The sequence below is a fragment of the Pedobacter cryoconitis genome, from assembly GCF_014207135.1.
Lineage (GTDB): Bacteria > Bacteroidota > Bacteroidia > Sphingobacteriales > Sphingobacteriaceae > Pedobacter > Pedobacter cryoconitis_D.
Genome location: NZ_JACHCC010000001.1, coordinates 199,676 through 223,419, shown reverse-complemented (window position 1 = coordinate 223,419; position 23,744 = coordinate 199,676). Strand labels below are relative to the sequence as shown.

6 protein-coding genes are annotated in these 23,744 nt (G+C 42.7%); 1 reads left to right on the top strand and 5 read right to left on the bottom strand.

Annotation, left to right across the window (positions count from 1 at the left end; genetic code table 11):
- Positions 1-58: 58 nt before the first annotated feature.
- Positions 59-1,579, top strand: coding sequence for a right-handed parallel beta-helix repeat-containing protein (locus HDF25_RS00835; protein WP_184621806.1), 1,521 nt, complete (start codon positions 59-61; stop codon positions 1,577-1,579).
- A gap of 9 nt (positions 1,580-1,588) precedes the next feature.
- On the opposite strand, the gene HDF25_RS00830 is transcribed toward HDF25_RS00835, so the two are convergent.
- From HDF25_RS00830 to HDF25_RS00810, 5 genes are all read right to left on the bottom strand, one after another.
- Entirely contained in the window at positions 1,589-1,801 is a 213-nt protein-coding gene (locus HDF25_RS00830; RefSeq protein ID WP_184621805.1) for a DUF5808 domain-containing protein, read from the bottom strand.
- Between the two features lie 119 nt (positions 1,802-1,920).
- Positions 1,921-2,892 (bottom strand): 2,3-diaminopropionate biosynthesis protein SbnB, encoded by a 972-nt coding sequence (locus HDF25_RS00825; protein ID WP_184621804.1) that lies wholly within the window; start codon positions 2,890-2,892, stop codon positions 1,921-1,923.
- A gap of 46 nt (positions 2,893-2,938) precedes the next feature.
- Entirely contained in the window at positions 2,939-3,898 is a 960-nt protein-coding gene (locus HDF25_RS00820) for a pyridoxal-phosphate dependent enzyme (RefSeq protein ID WP_184621803.1), read from the bottom strand.
- Positions 3,899-3,988: 90 nt separating this feature from the next.
- A complete protein-coding gene (locus HDF25_RS00815; RefSeq protein WP_184621801.1) occupies positions 3,989-5,749 on the bottom strand; it encodes an ABC transporter ATP-binding protein in 1,761 nt (586 codons plus the stop codon).
- A gap of 61 nt (positions 5,750-5,810) precedes the next feature.
- A complete protein-coding gene (locus HDF25_RS00810; protein WP_184621798.1) occupies positions 5,811-23,714 on the bottom strand; it encodes a non-ribosomal peptide synthase/polyketide synthase in 17,904 nt (5,967 codons plus the stop codon).
- Between the last annotated feature and the right edge of the window lie 30 nt (positions 23,715-23,744).

Below are 23,744 nucleotides of genomic sequence, written 5' to 3'. Positions count from 1 at the left end.
TGCTGGCGTCCTGATTTTATTTTTACTTAACCAATTATAAACCTAAATCTATTAAAAAATGAAAAATGTATTAATTGCTCCACTATTAGCCATTTTATTATTTACGGGATGTAAGAAGAACTCAAATGCAGGTACCGTTGACAGTCAAAGCTCAGTCCGCCCCAAAACAAACGGAATTTCCGGAACAACCTATTATGTCGATCCTGCCGGCAATGACAACAATAATGGCACAAGTCCGGCTACTGCCTGGCAAACAATCAGTAAGGTAAACACACAAACTTTTTCACCTGGTGACTTACTTTTATTTAAATCCGGTGGCAGCTGGTCAGGTAATCTTCAGCTACTCGGTTCGGGAACTGCAGATGCCCCTATTGTTGTTGATCAATATGGAACAGGTGGGGCTCCTGTCATTAATGGAGGAGGTTTAACCAATGCTTCTGTAACCCTTTCGCTCAGTAACCAGTCTTACTGGGAGATCAACAATCTCGAAATTACGAATACAATTACCTCAGGTCTGCATTATTCAGTTACAGGAATTAAAGTAAATAATCCGACAACTACCGCCAATACACATATCTATATTAAAAATTGTTATGTACACGATGTAAATTCGACCGGGGTAGGAAATTCAAATTATAACAAAGGCTCTGGTGGTATCATCTTCACTGGTTTGATTAATGAAGTATTGGTTCAGAATTGCCATGTTGCCAACTGTCAGATAGAAGGAATCAGAACATCAAGCAGTGTCAGGGCATCACATGTTGTATTTGATCATAATTTAATTGAAAATATTTATGGCGATGGCATTGTTTTAAACGGGGTGACCGGGGGCTCAATGATTACCAATAATACGATACGAAATGCATGTATCAGTAATGCAGCCAATTATGCTGGTGCCTGGACATACAATAGTTATCAGACCACGATTTCCAATAATGAAGTATATGGACTGGTAGGTGGATACAATGACGGACAGGCTTTTGATGCTGATATCAGTACAGATGGTGATATTTTTGAATATAATTATTCCCATGATAACTACAGGGGATTTATGCTGTTCATGCCAGATGCAAAAAATATCATTGTCAGATATAACATCAGCGCAAATGATGTTCTAGGAGGCAGTAAGCTATTTAATTTCACAGCTACAAACGCTTCAAATCAGATTTATAACAACGTTTTTTACCTGACCAACAACGTAAGTTATATTTTCCAGAGTAAGTTTACAGGTTCATTTACGAATAATATTATCAACAGCACAGGGACGGTTGGTAAATTTTCTCAGAATGCCATGACTACCGATGCCCGGTTTTTAAATAATTGCATCTATCCAAATGCAGTTATCCTTGCCAGTAACTGGGACGGTTGTTACCATAGCAACAACATCTTCTTTAGTCCGCAGTTTTCTAATCCAGGAAGCTATACGACCGGAAGAGCTACAGCAACTGCATTTAGTTTAGCGGGTACTTCACCTTGTATTGCAGGTGGGTTGGCCATTGCCAGTAACGGAGGGGTTGATTTTTTCAATAATGCTCTTGCAGCAAGTGGAAATCCTGATACTGGGGCGATCAAGTATTAGATTTTTGATTTAGAAAACTTTCCAGGCTTTACATAACTTATAGCCAACAAATCCAAAAATTAAAAACAGGAAAATATAAGTCCATGGCCTGGCAAAGTTAAGTGTCCATCCCATCATCGGATGTAGTTTCGGAACAACTGATCTTGAATCCTTCGGATTATAATAGAATATTCCAAATTTATAATTCGAAGGGTTACTGCTTGGTTCATTTAAATCTTCCATATCATTGACAATTTACAACTTTAGGATCAAACCAGCAGACACACATTTAAAATAAAAAAACAATGCCGTGCGAATCATCATCCTGATTGCACGGCATTGCTGAAATAATTAAATATAGATTAATCAGGTAAAGAGAACCCGATATTTCTGCTCAGGGCTTCCTCATAATAATGTCCTCCAACTGCAATATCAAAAATTGCCATTCCCATTGGATTAAACATTACTACATCTGATGTCTCCCGTTTATTTAGTCCACCCGCGCTCACCACATCAGCAATAGAAAGCGTATCACTTTCAAGGAGTCCTTTTTCTTTATGCATATTTTCAATATCAGTGTTCTGTCTGCAAACCTCTTCCCAGTTATCTACAATGATCACGTCCATAAAATCTTTCATATCAACGGTATAGTCCCTCAGCGAAACATTCAGTTGTAATGACCCTTTTTTAGGCGAAATACTGATATAAGGAGCTGCAGATACTGTACAGGTAATGAAAATATCAGCATCCATATAACATTCCTCCCAGCTAGAAGCAATAGTTACTTTGCCTTTAATTTCATTGTCAATGATAGCCTTATCGATCGGATTAATATCAAATATCAATACCTTGCCAATCGCAGTACCCAGAATTGAAGTAATCATTCTCAGGTGCATTTGCCCGATAGGACCAAAACCATTAATACCAATATTCAGTTTTCCCCCGCTCTCTCTTCCTTTCATAAACTCCTTTACCATCAAACCGGAAACAGCGGCAGTTCTGATCGCACTTATAGCAGCGGTATTAATCATACAACGTGGTATTCCTGAATCATGTTCATTTAAGATCGTCACCGAATTTGCTCTTAATTTCCCTTTGTGAATATTATCGGGGAAACTGGCAATCCATTTAATACCTGCCCATGGCTTATCACCACCAATATACGCTGGCATAGCAATGATCCTGTTTTTAGCATCTCCATATCTTAAATAAGGTTTAACCGGTTGTGAGTAGTCATTCTTGTGAAGCTGCTCTACGGAGTCCTTAATTACGGTTATGACCTGATTCCAGTCTACACCTACTTCTTTGATACTGTCTGCATTTAGATACAACATAATTTTTATTTTAAAGGTTATTTTTTGTTTACAGTTTGAAATTTAATTAGACAAGCACAGCACTATTTAATTTTACAGCCAATTCCGCTCCCCATTCTTTGTTGTAGATCGTATCCAGATAAGTATGACCTTTATCTGGAAAAATCATCAGAGAAGTGGCTTTAACGGTATTCGCTTTTGCGTGATTCTTGGCCGCCAGGTAAACAGCTCCTGAGGAAGCTCCGGCAAAAATTGCCTGCTCGTTCAGCAGCTCAAAACAGCCACGGATAATATCCAGCTGGGATACAATTACCACATCATCAATAATTGCGTTTTCAATGATCGGAGGAATACGGCTGGCACCTATACCAGAAATATAACGTTTTACAGGTTTTGCATTAAAAATCACAGACCCTTCCACATCTACACCAATGATTTTGATCTCAGGACGTCTTTGTTTGATATAGGAAGAGATGCCCGTAATCGCTCCGCTAGAACTTACTGCTGTGAAAATGTAGTCCAGCTCTTTGAATGAGCTCAGAATCTCTTCACCCAGACCAGCATAACCTTTATAATTATTCGGGTCACCATACTGGTCAGCGACGAAAGAGTTCGGGGTTTCAGCATGCAGCCTATCTACTGTCTCTATTCTGGTTAACAGATAACCGCCAGTATAATCCCGTTCGGTGACCTTAACCACCTCATAAGCAATCAGGTTTAACAGCGTTTCATACGCTGAATTGATATTCGGGTCAATAACCGGAATAAATTTCAGCTTCAGCCGCTTACAGATAGAGGCAACCGAAATCGCCAGATTACCTGAGCTTGAAGCAATGATGGTCGTATCTTCATTGATTTTCCCATCCCTGATTCCGTTATAAATAATACTGAAAGAGGCACGGTCTTTTGAGCTGCCAGTGAAATTATTATACTCTAATTTGGCAAATAGATTGGCATCATTATTCTTCAATTCTATTAGCGGAGTGTTGCCGATAAATGCGGCCAGTTTTTCAAGTTCGTTTAACATAACATTAATAAATTAAGATTAAGAGAGTGTGAGTCTTAAAGCATATTAAATGGTAACCTGTATTTATATATAGATTTGATTGTTTTTTAATTAATTCGTGAACTGCATTTCACTCAGATTCTTGTATAACCCGCCATTTACCCCAATCAGTTCATAGTGAGTCCCCTCTTCTACGATACAACCTTTGTCCAGCACAATAATTTTATCTGCCTGTCTTACCGTTGCCAGACGATGTGCGATCACGATAGAAGTCCGCCCCTCCATCAGTTTATCCAGTGCATCCTGAACCAGTCTTTCAGATTCGGCATCCAGGGCTGAAGTAGCTTCATCCAGTATAAGAATACGCGGCGCTTTCAACACAGCACGTGCAATAGCAATACGTTGTCTTTGACCACCTGAAAGCTGTATACCACGTTCACCAACTATAGTATCCAATCCAAGCGGAAACCTCTGGATAAATTCCCAGGCATTCGCCTTCTCTGCTGCTGCAATAATCTCATTCACAGTAGCTCCTTTTCTTCCGTAACCAATATTCTCTCCGATAGTCCCTCCAAAAAGAAAAACATCCTGCGGTACTACTGCAATCTGCAATCTCAGTTCTGACAATGGGATAGTGGAACCATTTCTTCCGTCAAAAAAGACCCCTCCTTTTACAGGATCATAGAGGCGCAGCAATAAAGACACAATCGTGCTTTTGCCCGCACCGCTTGAACCCACAATTGCAATTTTCTGATTAGGTTCAACCTGGAAAGATACACCCTGCAATACATTGATATCTGTCCTTGAAGGATAATGAAAATGAATATCCCGGAAATTAATTTTTCCTTCTAACAGATTTTCGGGTGCAACCGCGCTGATTTCTGTCAGTGGTTCAACCGGTTCTTCCAGTAATTCGAAAAGATGATTTGTTGCACCAATACATTTCTGTAAAGAGGTATATACCTCGGCCAGTCCTGTAATTGAATTTGCAATAAACACCGAATACAACAGGAAAGAAAAAAGCTCTCCCGTTCCTACACCGGTTGTCGCTCCCCGCCATATGACTGCGACCAGCGTACCAAAGATTCCCAGGATCACAAATGAGTTAAATATACCCCTGTATTTCCCCCCCTTCATCCCCAACCTCGCCATCTCATTAGTCTGTTCACGGTAACGTCCGATTTCGAAAAACTCACCTACAAACGCCTTCACACTAAAAATCCCCTGTAAAGTTTCTTCCACAATGGTATTCGATGCTGCGACCTTGTCCTGTACCTGTGCACTATATTTGTTAATGAACTGCCCCAGTACACTTGCCATAACCATCATAACAGGTAATAGCAACAGCATAAAAACAGTGAGTTGAAGAGAAGTCATCATCAGCAAAACCAGGCCGCCTACTACGGTTATCAATTGTCTGATCAACTCGGCCAGAGTCGTATTAAATACTTCCTGGAGTAAGGTAATATCCGCCGAAATCCTGCTGCTCAGTTCTCCCACTCTTCTGTAAAGGAAAACACTCATCGGCATTTTTATCAAGTGATTGTAAATGGTTTGCCTCAGGCCGGATAATGTCTTTTCAGTCACATTCACGAACATGACAACCCTGAAAAAAGAAAATACTGCCTGAACAATAAGAATAGTTAACAATGTCCAGCCGATCCGGCTAACGTTCCCCCCGTTCTTACCTCCGTCAATTAATTCGCCCAACAGCTTTGGCAATGCGAGTCCCGATAAACTGGATACCATCAGAAATAACAATCCTATTGTAAACTCCGGCCAGTAAGGTTTTGCATATTGGAATAAACGGAAGAGCGGTTTCAAAGAATTAACCCGGATATTTTTTACTTTAACAGATGATGATTTTTGCATTTAAATAGCTTTAAATTAATTGGTTATTTGCACCCCACATTTAGCGGGGTGTAATTTATTTTTATCCTTTGAATTGTTGAAAATAAGTGATCAGCTGTGCTGCCAGTACCTGTACATGATCTTTTCCAAGGATTGAATCATGATCTCCGGGAACTACAATCCGCTGCACATCTGAAGCAAATTCATCCCAGCCAAGATTCCCGCTTTTTTCTTCCCATGCGGTTTCTGTAGCTTTTACAATCAGCAGACTGGCATTAACCTTTCCGGCAACCGGATATTCAAGGAATGCATTACTGATTACCAGGTTCAGAATCCGAAGAATAAAGGCTGCATAGTGCTTTTTATTACCGATGTTATCCATCACCACCGAAGTAATGACCGGCATGATACTTTCCCTGTCAGATAGTGATAAACCGGCTTTCAGCTTTTCTATCCACTGCGGATAAGGTTTTGTGACTATACTTCCGAGTTCAAAGACCAGCATCGCCAGCTTAAAGAGCACTTCCCCATTATTCTCATTGTTATGGAAAGAGCTGTCGGTAGTCGTGTCCTTATCCAGGATAATTCCTGTTTGTACCTCTTCACCGGCTGCCTCCAGCTGTTTGGTCATTTCATACAGCATAATCCCTCCAAGCGAGTGTCCGATAAACCGGTACGGGCCAACAGGCTGCACCTGTTTGATCCATTCTATATTAAGAGCAGCTATGGCTGGAAGATCATTCAGTGGAACTTCTCCTTCAAACACACCTGGCATCTGCAATCCATACAGGGCGCAAGTTTCATTTAGCTCATGTCCCAATGCGCTGTATACCTCGCAAATACCAGCTGCTCCAGGCAACATAAATACCGGGAATGAAACAGGCCCATAGTTCAGCAGTAACAAATGATCATCACCAGTTTCCTTACGTGTGTTCATGATTGCTGCCAGTGAATCAATTGTAGGGTAATTGAAAATATCCCTGACCTGTAATTTCACTTTCAATTCCTTCTTGATTACCGATACCAATCCGATAACCAGCAGGGAAAGTCCGCCCAATTCAAAGAAGTTGTCATATATTCCGACCCTTGTTATACCCAGCATGTCCTGCCAGATAACCGCAAGAGCCTCTTCCAATGGATTACGTGGTGCAGCATAAGCCGTGGCCAGCAATTCATTGGTATCAGGATCTGGTAAAGCTTTCTTATCAATCTTGCCATTCGCTGTTAAAGGCAGAGCAGCGAGCTTGATAAAGAATGATGGCACCATATAATCAGGCAGGAGTCCTTTTAACCAGTTAAGCATAATTTCTTTATCATAACCTGCCTCTGCAGACAGATAAGCAACCAGGCGCTTATTTCCATTGGCATCAGCTTTCACAATAACTACTGCCTGACTGATACTCTCGTATTGCTGCAATACATTCTCAATTTCTCCCAGCTCTATCCGGAAACCTCTTACTTTTACCTGGTCATCTATACGCCCAAGATATTCTATATTACCATCAGGCAGCCAGCGACCAAGGTCCCCTGTACGGTACATCCTGTTTTCAGGATGGAAAGGATCGGTAATAAATTTCGCTGCAGTAAGGTCAGGGCGATTTAAATACCCTCTTGAAACACCTATACCTGCTACACAAATCTCACCCGTAACCCCTACCGGACAAAGGTTCAACTCATTATTGAACACATATAACTGCAAGTTCTGAATTGGGCTGCCCAACGGAATATTAATCTGTTCAGGTGTTTTCTCCATCACATAATGACAAATATCATCCGAAGCTTCTGTAGGACCGTAAGCATTGATTACCGGGATACGGGCATAATCCGGGTGTTCAAACCATTGTGCCAGTAAAGGCTGGCTGACAGCCTCTCCTGTAACCAGCAGATATTCCAGTTTCTCCAGTTTAACAGCAATATTTTCGCGCAGCACAGCAGTCAGATAAGATGGAACCAGTTCGAGTATGGTTACACCGTTCTGATCTATCTTTTCCATTAAGGCAACAGGCTCCAGTATCAGCTGCGAAGGATAAATAATGGTTACTCCTCCGCATAATAAGGCAGAGAACAACTGCCAGACTGAGATATCAAATGTATAAGAAGCAGTAAAAGCAACCACACTACTGCTGTTCAGATGCAGGTCATTAATTTTTGCATAAAGGTGATTCAGCATCCCGGCATGTTCTACCATTACTCCTTTCGGCTGCCCCGTAGAACCTGAAGTGTAAATTACATAAGCCAGGTCTTCAGGCTTCACTTCACCCTGAGGTATGCTGAAAGGATAAGCACCAATCAGCTCGGCATCCCCGTCAATTGATACCAGAGATACATCAGTTATTATACTCAAATGCTGCACTTTGTCTGCTGTTGTCACCACTATTGAAGCAGCAGTATCTTTAAGAATATAACTAATCCTTTCAGCCGGATATTCCGTATCCAGTGGTACATAAGCACCACCCGCCTTCATAATTCCCAGAATAGCGACTACCATCTCAGCAGATCTCTCCAGATAAACAGGCACCAGAACATCAGCTTTTACGCCTTTAGTACGCAGATAACTGGCCAGTCTGCCGGAACGCTCATTCAGTTCGCCATAAGACCATATCCTGTTCTCAAAAACCAGTGCCGGTGATTCTGGCCTTAGTGCTGCCTGCTGTACAAACAGATCGACTAATGTCTGTGTATGTGGATAAGCAACAACCTTATTGTTAAAAGTATATAGTAGCAGTTCTTTCTCTGACGGTGTCAGTAATTCGACTTCGCTCCAGCTCTTTATTTCTTTCTCTACCAGTTGCAGTAATACCTGTCTGAAATGTCCCATCATCATCTCAACGCTTGGTTCATCCAGTAATTCATCGTTATAAACGAACAGCAGACTGGTCTCTCTTCCTGTAATTACATTGATAGTTAAAGGATAATTCGTCTGCGGATGCACAACTACATCACTTACTTCCAGGGCCACACCTTTCTGCATATCCGATTCACTGATCGGGTAATTCTGAAAAACGATGGAGGTATCAAAAAGATCCCCTTTTATGTTTGTCCAGCGTTGAATATCATTCAAGGTAGTATATTGATATTCCCTGTTTTCCAGCTGCCCCTGTTGCAGGGTCTGGAACCATTGAGTTATGTCATCCGAATGGTCTAGCCTGATATACAATGGAAGTGTATTGATAAACAACCCTACTTTTGCTTCAATACCTGGTAAATCTTCAGGGCGGCCAGATACCGTAACACCATAAATCACATCCTGACGACCAGTATATCTGTATAATAAATATGCCCATACGCCCTGCATTACAGAGTTAACTGTAAGGTGGTTTTGTTTTGCATAATTATTAATCCGGTCAGTCGTCACAGCATCAAGCTCCATGATACCCTCTTTCATACCAATACCTCTTGTCCGGTCGACCGTTGCCCCCACAAAAGGTAAAAGACAACCTTCCTCTACCTGAGCCAGATAATTACGCCAGTAGCCGGCAGTATGTTCCTTATCTTTTTTCTCGATATAGCGGATATAATCTTCATAACGATCTACAGGCTGTTGCGTTAGTGCTTTACCCGTTTCCAGCAATTCATAATTAGAAAGCAGCTCACCTAACAAGACAGGGATTGACCAGCCATCAAGTAATATATGATGGAAACTCCAGATCAACCGATATTTATCATCCGAAAGCTGTATCAGGCAGATCCGTATCAAGGGTGCGCTTTCCAGATTAAATCCTTTACGACGGTCAGTTTGTTCATACTCCCGGATGGCCTCTTCCTGTTCATCGGAACTCATATTACGGTAATCCAGTAAGGTTACCGGTAATGAAACCTCTTTATATACACATTGCACAGGTAAAGAGAATACATCATGATTAAAGCCAGTCCTCAGAATACTATGCTGCTCAACCAGTGACTCCCAGCTTTGAATAAACGCAGCTGTTTGTAATGACATCAGGTCACAGGAAAGTTGTTCTGTAAAAGCTCCCTTCTCATTATACAGGTCATGGAATAACATGCCTTCCTGTAATCCTCCCAGCCGGTAGATACTTTCAATCTGAGCTCTTCTTGGTTTTCCAAGATAATCTTCATCCAGGAACCTGTCCAGTTCTGCTACTGTAACCAGATCATTTAATCCATAATCAGATGGTGTAAACGATACCTGCTCCTGTGCAGCGCAATGTTCAATCAGATTCTGCAGATGTTCCATATACAAACCGCATAGTCTTTCGATACTATCAGCCTCGTAATGTTTACTGCTGTAGCTCCAGTCGAGGAACAATTCCCCACCCTGTATCATTGTATTCACAGATAACTTGTCAGAAATCGGATAATCTTCAGCTAAACTATTACCTGCCTGCTCGGTAGCCATTCCTAGTTCGCTTGACTGGCTGACCATATTATCCAGTTGTCCCAGATAGTTGAACACTACATTCCAGGGATCTTCCTTTTGCAGGGTATCTAACTTGTCCAGATATTTCAGTATACCATAACTCATACCCTTTTCAGGTATTTTTCTCAATTGTTCTTTAATTGATTTCAGTTGATAACCACTGTCTTTACCTTCCTGTATTTCGAGCGAAACAGGATAAAGGTTAGTAAACCAGCCAACAGTACGACTGGTATCTAGCCCCGGCATCATATCTTCCCGTCCATGACCTTCCAGTCCAACAGAGATAAAATGAATACCACTCCATTCTGATAAAGCCATTGCCAGTGCACATAACAGTACATCATTAATTTCTGTATGATATGCCTTTGGAACTTCCTGTAATAACCGTTGCGTATCGCGGCTATTCAGTTTAGCTACCTTTGTCCCGGTATCCGTAAGTGCCAGACGTTCGGTATAAACATGATCTGTCGGTAATGGTATATAGTGTTTTACAACATCTGTCCAGTATGTCTGTTGATTACGTACTGCATATTGCTGTCCATATTGTTTCAGTGCATTATACCATTGTCTGTAGGAAGCAGTCTTGCTGCCAAGAACCGTCAAAACAGGTTGTCCGGGTTGTTTGATCAGCAAACTCAGATCTTCCAGCAGAATGCGCCACGAAACACCATCTACTGCAAGATGATGAACCAGGAGCAACAAACGATTTTCCTGTTCTTCAGTTGGCGTCAGGAATAATACAGCACGGAATATAATCCCCTGCTCAATATCCAGACTACTTTGCTTGCTTTGACCATAATCTTTCACAGCAGCAGCCAGATTTGTTATCTGGATATCCTTCAGATTCACTATTTCCAGTTCACCTTTGTGATTTCCATAATGCTGTTCCCAGTTTCCATCTGCCTTTTTTGCGTAAGTAAAGCGCAAAGCATCATGATAATTCACCAGCTGAAGAATAGCATCAGAGATTACAGATGAAGCTATGTTCTTTGGAACCGTTAATAGTAAATGCTGATTAAAGTGTGATACGGATGGTGTTCCCATATCAAAAAACCACTGTTGTATAGGCAATAAACCACTTTCACCGGTTAGAAATCCTTCTTCAGCGTAAGACACTGCATTTTTTCTTTCATTTAATAAGATTGTCAGTTTTGCAATCGTCTGATATACAAATAAATCTTTGGGCTGAAACTGGAAACCAGCTCTTTTAGCACGGCTTACCGCTTGTATTGTAATAATGGAATCTCCACCCAGTTCAAAGAAATTATCGTGTATTCCAACCTTTTCTATGCGCAGAAGCTCCTGCCATATTTCTACAAGTGCCTGTTCAGTACTATTACGTGGTGCTTCGTAGCTATTTGTTTGTAAAGCACCTGCCTCTACTTCAGGCAACGCCTTCTTATTTACTTTTCCATTTTTGGTTAAGGGTAAAGTATCCAGTGACATCCAAAGAACTGGTATCATATATTCAGGAAGATGTCCCTTCAGATAAGCAACGATACCCTCTCTGTCAAATGCATCGGCAGGCACGATATAACCCACCAGCTGTTTACTTCCATAAGCATTTGCTCTGGCCATCACAACAGCCTGGCGCACCAACGGACTTTTCTGTAATACATTTTCTATTTCTCCCAGTTCAATACGGTAACCACGGATTTTCACCTGATCATCCATACGGCCCAGGTACTCAATATTGCCATCCGGAAGCCAGCGACCAATATCACCCGTTTTATATATCTTCTCATCCGGTTTGAAAGGATGATTGATAAAGCGCTCCGCGGTAAGATCGGGACGGTTCAGATAACCCAACGACAAACCTGCTCCCCCAAGATAAATTTCACCTGGAACACCAACCGGTAACAATCTCAACTGGGCATCCAGTACATAAGCTGTACGGTTATCCAGTGGACGTCCGATTGGGATAAGTCCACTATCATCAATTGAAAAAGTAAGAGAGAATGTCGTATTTTCAGTTGGTCCGTATCCGTTGATGATTTCTATTTCCGGATAAGTTTTCCTGATTCTGCCTACATGTTCATCCGATAGTTTTTCTCCACCGGCCAGTATAACCTGTAACCCTTCAAACACCGTAATATCAGTATCTATCAGCTGATTGAACCAGCTCGAGGTAAACCACATTTTTGTTACCCCATGTGAACGGATCTCCCCTTTCAGCTGACTGCTGTCAAGCAATTTATCATCAGCACAAAGAATCAGGCGCCCACCGTTCAATAGCATACCCCAATACTCAAAAGTGGTTGCATCAAAAGATGGAGATCCCGTAGATAGCAATACATCTTCCTTACCTAGTGCCACGTAACTTACTTCTTTTACCAGACTCACCACGTTGCGATGGGTAACCACTACTCCTTTAGGCTGACCGGTAGAACCTGAAGTATAAATTACATAAGCAGGGCTGTCAGGAGTAATTGCTGAAACCGGTAATAAGTGATCAACAGGAGATAATTCGAGCTGATCCAGATTAATCAATTCCAGATCAGGAGCCAGACCCTTAAACAGGGACACCCATTCAAACTTGGTCAAGGCCACTTTTCCGGCAGTATCTTCCAGCATAAACGCAATACGTTCCAATGGGTAATCCGGATCTATGGGTACATAAGCAGCCCCTGCTTTTAAGATCGCCAGGATACCAATCATCATATCCAGACTACGTTTCATACCCACAGGTACCAGCGATTCTGGTTTCACACCCCTGCTAATCAACTCAAAGGCCAATTGCTCTGAACGTTCATCCAGTTCACGGTAACTTAAAGAAACTGATTCATATACAATAGCCGTGTCCTCAGGGTTAAGGATTACTTGCTCCCTGAAGGCTCCGATAATTGTTTGTTCATCAGGGTAAGAGGTAATTGTATCATTAAAGACATTCAGTAACTGATGGCGCTCAGCTGCTGATAACAGCTCTATTTCTCCGAATTTCGACGGAATGGATGAAATAACCTGTTCAAGTACCAAACCAAAATGGCCTGATATCATTTTTACATAATCCTTTCCAAGTAAACTGCTATAATTGAAATTGATAGCGATCTGCTCACCTGCAACAATAATAATTGTTAACGGATAATTACTATGTTCTTCTGCCTGTACATTTTCCACCTGTAATTTCCATGGCTGCGCTTCGAGTGTTTCACTAACCGGATAATTCTCAAATACCATCAAGGTATCAAACAGCTCACTGCCTATACCCGAAAGACGCTGTATTTCATTTAAACCGGTATATTGATAATCCCTGCTTTGTAACTGATCCAGCTGAATCTGCTGTAATCCCGTTTTGATATCTCCAGAGTTATTAATTTTCCCATGCAATGGCAAAGTATTAATATACATACCTACCGCATTTTCTATACCTGGTAAATTCTCCGGACGACCAGATACGACGATGCCGAATGCTACATCCTGGCGTCCCGTATAACAGGATAACAAATAAGACCACACACCCTGCATCAACGTATTTACTGTAATACGATTTTGCTGTACATAACCTGATAAACGTGTCATAAAGGCTGCGTCAAAACGAATTATTTCGTCAGCATAATCTACCTGTCCTTTTGTACGGTCTGATGCAGCGCTGATGAAAGGCAGTAAACTGGCCTCTTCCAGTCCATCCAGATATTTGCTCCAGTAAGCTGAGGCCTCTCCCTTATTCTGTCTTTCTATATAACGGATGTAATCCTCATAACGATCTTCTATAAGTACCGGATATGGTTTTCCACTAATCAGCTGTTCATAGGTAACCAGCAATTCTTCCATTAAAACTGGCATAGACCAACCATCCAGCAAAATATGATGATGACTCCACAACATATAATAACGTTCGTTATCCAGTTGTATCAGACAGATACGCATCAGTGGGGCAGCCGTAAAATCAAAACCTTTTTTACTATCTGCTTCTTCGTAAATACGGATTTGCTCTTTTTGTTCTTCTTTGGTTAATCCACGATAATCTAATATTGTTACCGGTATTTTCACCTCACGATAAACACATTGTACCGGTATTTTAAATACGTCATGGTAGAATCCGCTGCGCAGGATACTGTGACGCTTTAATAAATAATTCCAGCTGTTCAGATAAGCGTCTACATCAGGTGCGACAAGTTCACATGAAAATTGTTTGCTGTAGGCACCTGCCTGATCATCATATAAACTATGGAACAGCATTCCTTCCTGTAAACCACTCAATCGCGACATACTTTCCAGCTGTGTCCTTCTTACCGCTCCGTTGTATTCAGCATCCAGGAAAACATCCAGTTCTTCATTGCTGATCTCCTCACCCAGGTTATAATCCGATGGTGTAAATACAGGGGTCTCCACCTCCACACAATGCGCTATCAGCTTTTCAAGCTCCACCAGATAAACCGAAGCCAGACCTGCAATCGCTTCCACTGTAAAATGACGACTGCTATAGCTCCAGGTCAACTGTAAAGTGCCGCCCTGGATCAAACTGTTGATCGATAACAACTCTCTCACCGGATGTCCTTCTCCAACTGAACGGCCTGAGGACTCTGCCGCTCCGGATAATACAGTATCTTTTGAATCACTCACCAGATTATCCAACTGTCCCAGGTAGTTAAACTCTACTTCCCAAGGGTCAGAAACCTGTAAGGCTGCAGCTTTATCCAGGTATTTCAAGACCCCATAACCCAGTCCCTTATCAGGTACCTGATGCAATTGTTCTTTCAGATCCTTCAACTGAGCACCGGTATCCTTGCCTGATTCAACTTCCAGCACCACAGGGTATAAACTGGTAAACCAGCCTACCGTTCGACTGATGTCAATTCCACCGATCAGATCCTCCCGGCCATGACCTTCCAGTCCGATCACGACACGAGCTGAACCATTCCAGCTTGACAATGTCAAAGCCAGAGCGGATAACAACAGATCATTGATCACGGTATGGTAAGCTCGCGGAACATCCTGTAACAACTCACGGGTACGGGCTGCATCCAGTGCTGCACTATACTGATGCATATCCTCACTGCTCAATGTCCCTGACCACTCCTGAACACGGCGTAAAGGTGAAGGCTGGCCTACAGCTTTCTTCCAGTAACCCAGTTGCCCCTGTACATGGGATTTTGATCCATAGTCCACCAATGACTGATGCCACTGACGATATGAGGCTGTTTTAACCGGAGGAAGTGGAACCCCGTTCAGTAACTGTTCCAGCTCTTCCAGTAAAATACGCCAGGAAACGCCATCCACGGCCAAATGATGAACCACCAGTAACAAGCGGTTAGCCTGTTCAGCTTCTGGGGTCAGGATCAGTACCGCACGGAATACAATTCCACCTGTCAGATCCAGACTTCCCTGATAACGGTCATTATGGGTTTCAAGGGCGGATGACAGTTCCGATGGCAATACCTCGCGCAAATCACTGATCTCCAGTGCTACTGCAGTATCGCCATAATGCTGTTCCCAGCCATCAGCACCCTGCTGATAAGTAAAACGTAAAGCATCATGGGCACTAACCAGCTGAGCGATCGCTCCCCCTAAAACATCCCTATCCACACTTTTAGCGATACTCAGGAAAACACCCTGGTTATAATGAGAAAGTGTCTTGCTACCCGATTCCAGGTAATGCTGCTGGATTGGTAATAAACCACTGATCCCTTCCAGCAAGCCCTGTTCACCAGCGGCTGCCCCAGCCCCTTCAACCGACAAACATGCAGAAAGCCCTGCAATGGTCTGATGGACAAACAAGTCCCGTGGATGAAGACTAAAGCCCGCACGGCGGGCACGGCTCACCACCTGAATCGTGATAATTGAATCACCTCCCAGTTCAAAGAAATTATCATAAATACCCACCTGGGAAACATGCAATAACTCTTCCCAGATCTTAGCCAGTAAACTTTCCTCTGCATTACGCGGAGCAACATAACTATGGCTCTGCAAACTGTCCATATCAGGATCAGGTAAACCTTTTCGGTCAATCTTCCCGTTACCGGTCAGTGGTAATGCGGACAGGGAAACAAACAAACCAGGAACCATATACTCTGGTAAACGGTTCTTCAGCCAGCTGACGGTCTGTTCCCGCTCAAACTCTCCTTCACTAACCACATAGGCAACCAGGCGTTTATTCCCGCTCTCATCTGTTTTAACCACAACAGCTGCCTGCAAAACACCTGCAGCCTGCTGTAAAATAGTCTCTATCTCACCCAGTTCGATCCGGAAACCACGGATCTTCACCTGGTCATCGATACGACCTAAATATTCTATCGTGCCATCTGGTAACCAGCGCCCCAGATCCCCCGTCCGGTACATCCGTTTGCCATCCTGTTCAAATGGACAAAGTACAAAACGGGAAGCACTCAGCTCGGCTCGGTTCAGATAACCACGCGCCACACCAATTCCAGAAACACAAATCTCTCCCGGAACGCCTACAGGACATAACTGATCTCCGGCAGACAACACATAAATACGCATATTCTGAACCGGATATCCGATAGGTACATTGATCCGAGATGGGGTCTGATGCATGATATAATGACAAATATCATCTGAAGCCTCAGTCGGTCCATAAGCATTCACCACCGGAATACTTCCGTAACTGGCATGGCCAAACCACTGGGCCAGTAGCGGCTGACTTACCGCTTCTCCTGTCACCAACAGATAACGTAAAGCCTGCAAGGATACCGCTATATTTTCCTGTAAAACAGCATTCAGATAAGAAGGTACCAGCTCCAGGATCGTAATCCCGTCTGCTTCCACAGCAGCCATCAGTGAAGATGGCTCCAGGATCTGTCCGGAAGAATAGATCACCGTCTTTCCACCACAAAGCAAGGCCGAAAACAATTGCCATACCGAAATATCAAAAGTATAGGAAGCAGTAAAGGCAACCACCGATTCTGCACTTAACTGTAAATCATTGATCTTCGCATACAAATGGTTTAGCATACCTGCATGTTCGATCATCACCCCTTTAGGTTTGCCTGTAGAACCTGAGGTATAAATCACATACGCCAGATCACCAGGTACCGCAGGCTTTAACGGTGCTGTTATCTCCCATTTTTCAATCACCTTCCAGTCGGTATCCAGCAGTACAGTATCTACAGCTGCAAAAGCAGCAATACTATCTTTCAATTCCTGTGTAGTCACCACTACTGTTGCCTGGGTATCTTCAAGCATAAAACTAATCCTGTCTTCAGGATATCCCGGGTCAACCGGAACATAAGCTCCTCCTGCTTTCATAATCCCAAGGATCGCTACCGCCATTTCTGCCGAACGTTCCAGACAAACCGGAACCAGGGTATCGGTCGTCACTCCTTTGCTGCGCAGGTAACGCCCCAGCTGATTAGACCGTTCATCGAGTTCCTGATAAGTATAAACCTTATCCTCAAAAACAATAGCTGGTGCTAAAGGATGATGAGAAACCTGGACTTCAAAAAGACTCACCGCAGTTTCTTCATGTGGATAAACAGTCTCAGTATGATTAAAGACTTCCAGTAACTGTTCCTTTTCCGAAGCTGTCAGCAATTCAATATCTGCCAGTTTACCTGTTTCATGAGCTAGTAATTCTTGTAGTACCTGTTCCAGATGAGCAGCAATAGCAGCCACATACGTTTCATCCAGTAAACTACTGTTATAACTAAAAAGTACACCAATCTCTTCTCCAGCAGAAACTATCAGACTAAGCGGATAATTAGTCTGTTCACGCATTACTGCATTTTCCAGCTGAAGATTCTCTGTCGGGCCGGACAATACTTTACTGACAGGATAATTTTCAAAGACCAGCAGACTATCAAAAAGATCGCCTTCTACTGTCGCCCACCGCTGGGTAATATTTAAAGGAGTATGCTGATATTCCCTGCTCTGAAGCTGGCTCATCTGCAATTCCTGTAACCATTGTACAATCCCCGCTGTACCATCTACAGCGGTATATAAAGGTAAAGTATTGATATACATACCAATCGCACGCTCCACACCAGGAAGATCTTCAGGGCGACCTGAAACGGTAACCCCGTAAACCACATCCGGACGTCCTGTATAACGGGATAAAAGATATGCCCAGACACCTTGCATCAATGTATTTACAGTCACGCGATGTCTTTGTGCAAAACGGGAAAGCTGTGCAGAAAGCACTGCATTTACCCGCAAAGGGAACTGGCGGTATAAACCAACGCCTTTATTACGGTCGGCAGTAGTATTGACAAAAGGAAGTAAACATCCTTCACTGATTCCTTTCAGATAACCGCGCCAGTATAATTCTTCTTCTTCCTTATCTCTCCTTTCTGTATAACGGATATAATCTTCGTAATTATCTTTGGCTATTACTGGTACCGGATGACCAGCTACAATAGCCTCATAGGTTAATAATAATTTTTCCAGCAATACCGGAGTAGACCAGCCATCGAGTAACATATGATGAAAACTCCAAAGCAAACGATAACGGTTAGCCGACAGACGTGTAAGCGTAATACGCATCAGCGGAGCTACTGTAAAATCAAATCCTTCCAGTTTAGCTTTAGCTTCAAACTCACTGATAGCCTCAGCCTGCCTGGCTTCATTCAAATGGCGGTAATCAAGCATCGTAACAGGTAACTCTACCTCACGATAGACACACTGTACCGGAACGGCAAAGACATCATAATAAAACCCACTTCTCAGAATGCTGTGATGCTGGAGCAGATATTCCCAGCTCTGGAGAAATGCAGGTACATCCAGATCTGTTAATTCACCTGTAAACTGTTCTACATAAGCCCCTGCCTGCCCATCGTATATACTGTGGAATAACATTCCCTCTTGTAAACCACTCAGACGGTACATACTTTCCACCTGTGTCCGGCGTGGAGAACCATTAAAGTTTTCATCCATGAACTTATCCAGCTCTGCACCAGACACGAAATGATTCAGTTTATAATCTGATGGTGTCAGACAAACAGCTGTCCGGTTGCTACAATGATCTATCAGCGTTTCCAGGTTCGACAGATATAAATCCGCCAGTTCTGTTATTCCTTTTGAAGTAAAATGTTTATTACTATAGGTCCAGGTCATAACCAGCGAACCTCCCTGAACAATACTGTTTACAGATAAATTCTCCCGTACCGGATAATCTTCATGAATAGCCGCACCTGATTTTTCAGCTGTGCTATCCTCATCAGTTGCATGATCTACCTGTCCCAGGTAATTAAAAATAATATCCCAGAGCTCTGATCCCTGCAGAGAAGGGATTTTGTTGATATATTTCAACACACCATAACCGATACCTTTATCAGGAACCTGTCTCAGCTGTTCTTTTACAGATTTTATCAATGCACCCGTGTCCTGACCTTCTTTTACTTCCAGTAATACCGGATACAAGCTTGTAAACCATCCGACAGTACGGCTGGTATCTATTCCTTTTAAAATATCTTCACGTCCGTGCCCTTCCAGTCCGATAGAAACCTTATCACTACCATTCCATTTAGCTAAAGTAAGTGCCAGTGCACAAAGCAGCAGATCATTAATTTCTGTATGATAAGCACGTGAACTATCCTGCAATAACCGGCGGGTAAAGACTCGGTCCAGTTTGGTCACATGACTGACTGTATCTGCAATAGTTACGATTCCTTCTTCCTCTTTTTCTGTTCTTAAAGGATAATATTCTACAACCGTTTTTTCCCAATGTTCCAGCTGATCAAGCAGGCGGCGACGCTGCCCGTAACTTCCCAGAGCAGCCAGCCACTGCCGGTAAGAACTACTTTTATGACGTAGCACCACTGATGCCGGCTGATCAGGATGCTGCAACAGTAGTCCCATATCTTCCAGTATGATACGCCATGACACACCGTCTATAGCCAAATGGTGACAGACTAATAAAAGACGGTTATGTGTTTCAATGGCAGGGGTCTGAAGTAAAACAGCGCGGAAAAGTATACCCCGTTCAATATCCAGACTACGTTGTACCCGGTCACTATTTCTTTCTATTTCCGCATTCAGCCGTTTAACCGGTATTTGCTGCAAATCGACAATCTCCAGTTCAGTCTGGGCAGTACCATATGTCTGTTCCCAGCCCTGATGTCCATGTACGTAAGTAAAGCGAAGGGCATCATGATATGCTACTAGCTGAGCTATAGCTTCTGCCATCAATGCAGGTTCAGTGTCTTTATCAATGTTTAATAATACCTGCTGATTAAAATGAGATGGATTCGGACCTGTAGCTTCAAAAAACCATTGTTGTATAGGTAATAAGCCCGCCACACCAACAAGCTGGCCCTGTTCTGCAGTAAGCTCACTGCTTTTCTTTGCCAGTAACAGCGCAGATAACTTTTCTACAGTCTGATAGATAAATAAATCTTTTGGTTGCAATTCATAACCTGCACGTTTAGCCCTGCTTACTACCTGAATCGTAACAATAGAATCACCACCTAATTCAAAGAAATTATCGTGTATACCTACTCTTGACACTCCTAGTAAATCCTGCCAGATAGCTGTTAATGTCTGCTCCATCTCATTACGCGGCGGAACATAAGCGCTGGCAGAAATCACAGCATCGCCAGGTTCCGGTAATGCTTTCTTATCAGTTTTTCCATTAGGCGTAAGCGGCATTTCTTCAAGCGCTACCCATAATGCAGGGACCATATATTCGGGTAATCTGTTTTTAAGGAACAAGATAATGCCTTCTCTGTCAAAATCACCGGCAGGTACAACGTAACCCACCAGGCGTTTATTTCCAGACACGTCTGGTTTAGCCAGCACAACGGCCTGGTTAATCAGTTCACTCTGTTCCAGTACATTTTCAATTTCTCCTAATTCAATACGATAACCCCGGATCTTAACCTGGTCATCCATACGCCCCAGATACTCTATGCTACCATCCGGAAGCCACCTTGCCAGGTCACCCGTTTTATACAACCTGTCTCCAGGCTGATGACTGAACGGGTCAGTAATAAATTTTTCTGCGGTCAGATCAGGGCGGTTCAGGTAACCACGCGCCACCTGTATTCCACCAATATGCAATTCGCCATTCACACCCAGCGGCACTACGTTTCCATGATTATCCAGTATATAGAGTCTGGCATTAGTCACCGGTTTACCTATTGGTACAATTTCCAGCCCAGTAGTATCCATAGGGGCCTGCCAGTAACTCACCTCAATAGCCGCCTCCGTAGGTCCGTAAAAATTATATAACTGTAAATCAGGGAAACATTTGCGGAAAGCTATTACCTGGTTAGGGCCTAGTGCTTCACCACTACATACCACGCGGCGTAAAGTACTTCCATCCCATCCAGTTGCGTTCTCCAGAAATGCATCCAGCATCAGGGGAACAAAGTGTATAGTGGTAATACCATATTGTGCAATAGCATTTTTAAGATATCCGGTATCTTTCTGTCCTTCAGGCTTGGCAAATACAAGTCTTGCACCGGCAATGAGTGGGCCAAATAATTCCCATATGGAAACATCAAAACAGAAAGTCGTTTTTTGCAATAAAACATCACTGCTGTCCAGCCGGAGATAATCCTGTCCCCATTCCAGTCTGTTCACAATTCCGTTATGCTGATTCATTACCCCTTTTGGAATACCTGTTGAACCAGAAGTATAAATCACATAAGCCAGGTTTTCATCCGTCAGCATGGTGCTCAGTGCTCCTTTCGCATGTGCCCCGATCTCATCCCAGTCCGTATCTATTACAATGACTTCTATATGGTCTGCCAGCTGAGGTAATTTCGGTTTACTGTAAGCATCTGTAATAATTACCCTGGCAGCAGTGTCAGATAAAATGTAACTGATCCTGCTTGCCGGATATTCCGGATCAATGGGTACATAAGCACCACCTGCTTTCATAATCCCGAGAATACCTACCATCATCTCCAGAGATCTGTTCAGACAGATCGGAACCATAGTTTCGAGAGTCACTCCTTTAATCGCTAAATAATGCGCCAGCTGATTCGCTTTTTCATCCAGCGCTTTATAAGTCAGTGACTGATCTTCAAAAACAATAGCTATGGCATCCGGCGTTTGGCTTACCCTGGTTGCAAATAAATCAAGTATTGTTGTTCCTTTCTCATGCAAATGACTTGCTTCAGTAGTATTGAAAGCAACTAAAAGTTGTTCTTCCTCTGCCGCACTCAATAATTGTAGCTCACTAATCCTGGCAGTCGGATCCGCAACAATTGCAAAAAGCAATTGTTCAAAATGCATAATCATACGGGAGATGGTCTCTTCCCGGTATAAATCTGTACTATATTCAATGGCACCCGAAAGGCCATCTGCCCCTTCCCTTAAAGTAAGGGTAAAATCAAATTGTATTTTTGTATGCTCAAGAGGTTCGGCCGAAAGTACCACATCCTGCAATTTCAAATCGGGAGCTTCGGGAATATTCAACAAAGCAAAAGAAACCTGGAACAAAGGATTACGGCTCAGATCACGCTCTTTGACTACTGCATCCACTATTTTTTCCAGTGGCAGGTCCTGATGCTGATAAGCGCTCAGGGTGGTATCCTTTACTTGTTCCAGTAATGTTTCGAAAGAAGGGTTATTAGCAAGATCACTGCGCAGAGCCAGTGTATTTACAAAAAAACCTACAAGCCCTTCTACCTCCTGCTGTGTTCTCCCTGCTGTAGGTGTACCTACACAGATATCATCCTGTCCTGTATACCGATATAACAATACCTTAAATGCAGTCAGTAAAGTCATGAACAAAGTAGCATCATATTGACGTGCTAATACCTGCAGATTTTCAGAAAGAGAACGGTTCAGTGTAAATTGACTCAAGGCTCCTCTTGAACTTTGTATAGCAGGCCGCTGATAATCAGCAGGTAAATATAAAGTAGATACTCCTCCTAGTTTTCCTTTCCAGTAATCCAGATGTTGTTGCTGCACAGGCACAGAAAACTGTTCACGCTGCCACACAGCATAATCTGCGTACTGTATTTCAAGTGGAGGTAATTCGACTGGTCTTTGTTCTATACTGGCATTATAAAATTCAATCAGTTCTTTTACAATAATACCCGTTGACCATCCGTCCGATGCAATATGGTGCATGACAACTGATAATACATATTCTTCTTCTCCAAGGACAATCAGGTAAGCGCGCAACATATGATCTGAAGACAAATCAAATGGCGCATCTGTTAATTCTTTGATTCCATTGCGCAGTGCATTCGCGTCTTTTTTGTATATCAGATCATCAATAACTATCAGTTTCCAGCGATCCTCAGGCCGAATATGCTGATAAGCTTTACCATCCTCTCCTACTATTACTGTACGTAATACTTCATGACGGTTCACAACCCCCTGTAAAGCAAATTCCAGAGCCCCACGATCAAGTTTACCGCGCATCCTCAATACTGTAGGAATATGATAAGCAGTACTTCCTTCCAGCTGATCCAGAAACCAGAGACGCTCCTGGCTTGATGAAAGCGGAATATGTGTTACCGCATCTCTGGAGAAAGGTAGAATTTTATTTTCTGTGACTGTGGCTGCACTGTGTTTTTTGAAGTAAGAAATAAGATGTTCCTTTCTGAGCTTCAGTTCGGCCAGAAGACCACTATCTATCTCCTGATCCTTATGCATCTTAATCTTTAGCTTTTCATCATCTAAAGATATTTTGATCCCTAAATTATTTGCTTTATTTAATAACTCTACTACATCAATCAAATCAAAATTGGACATACTTTATGTTTTATTATATGAGGATTCTTA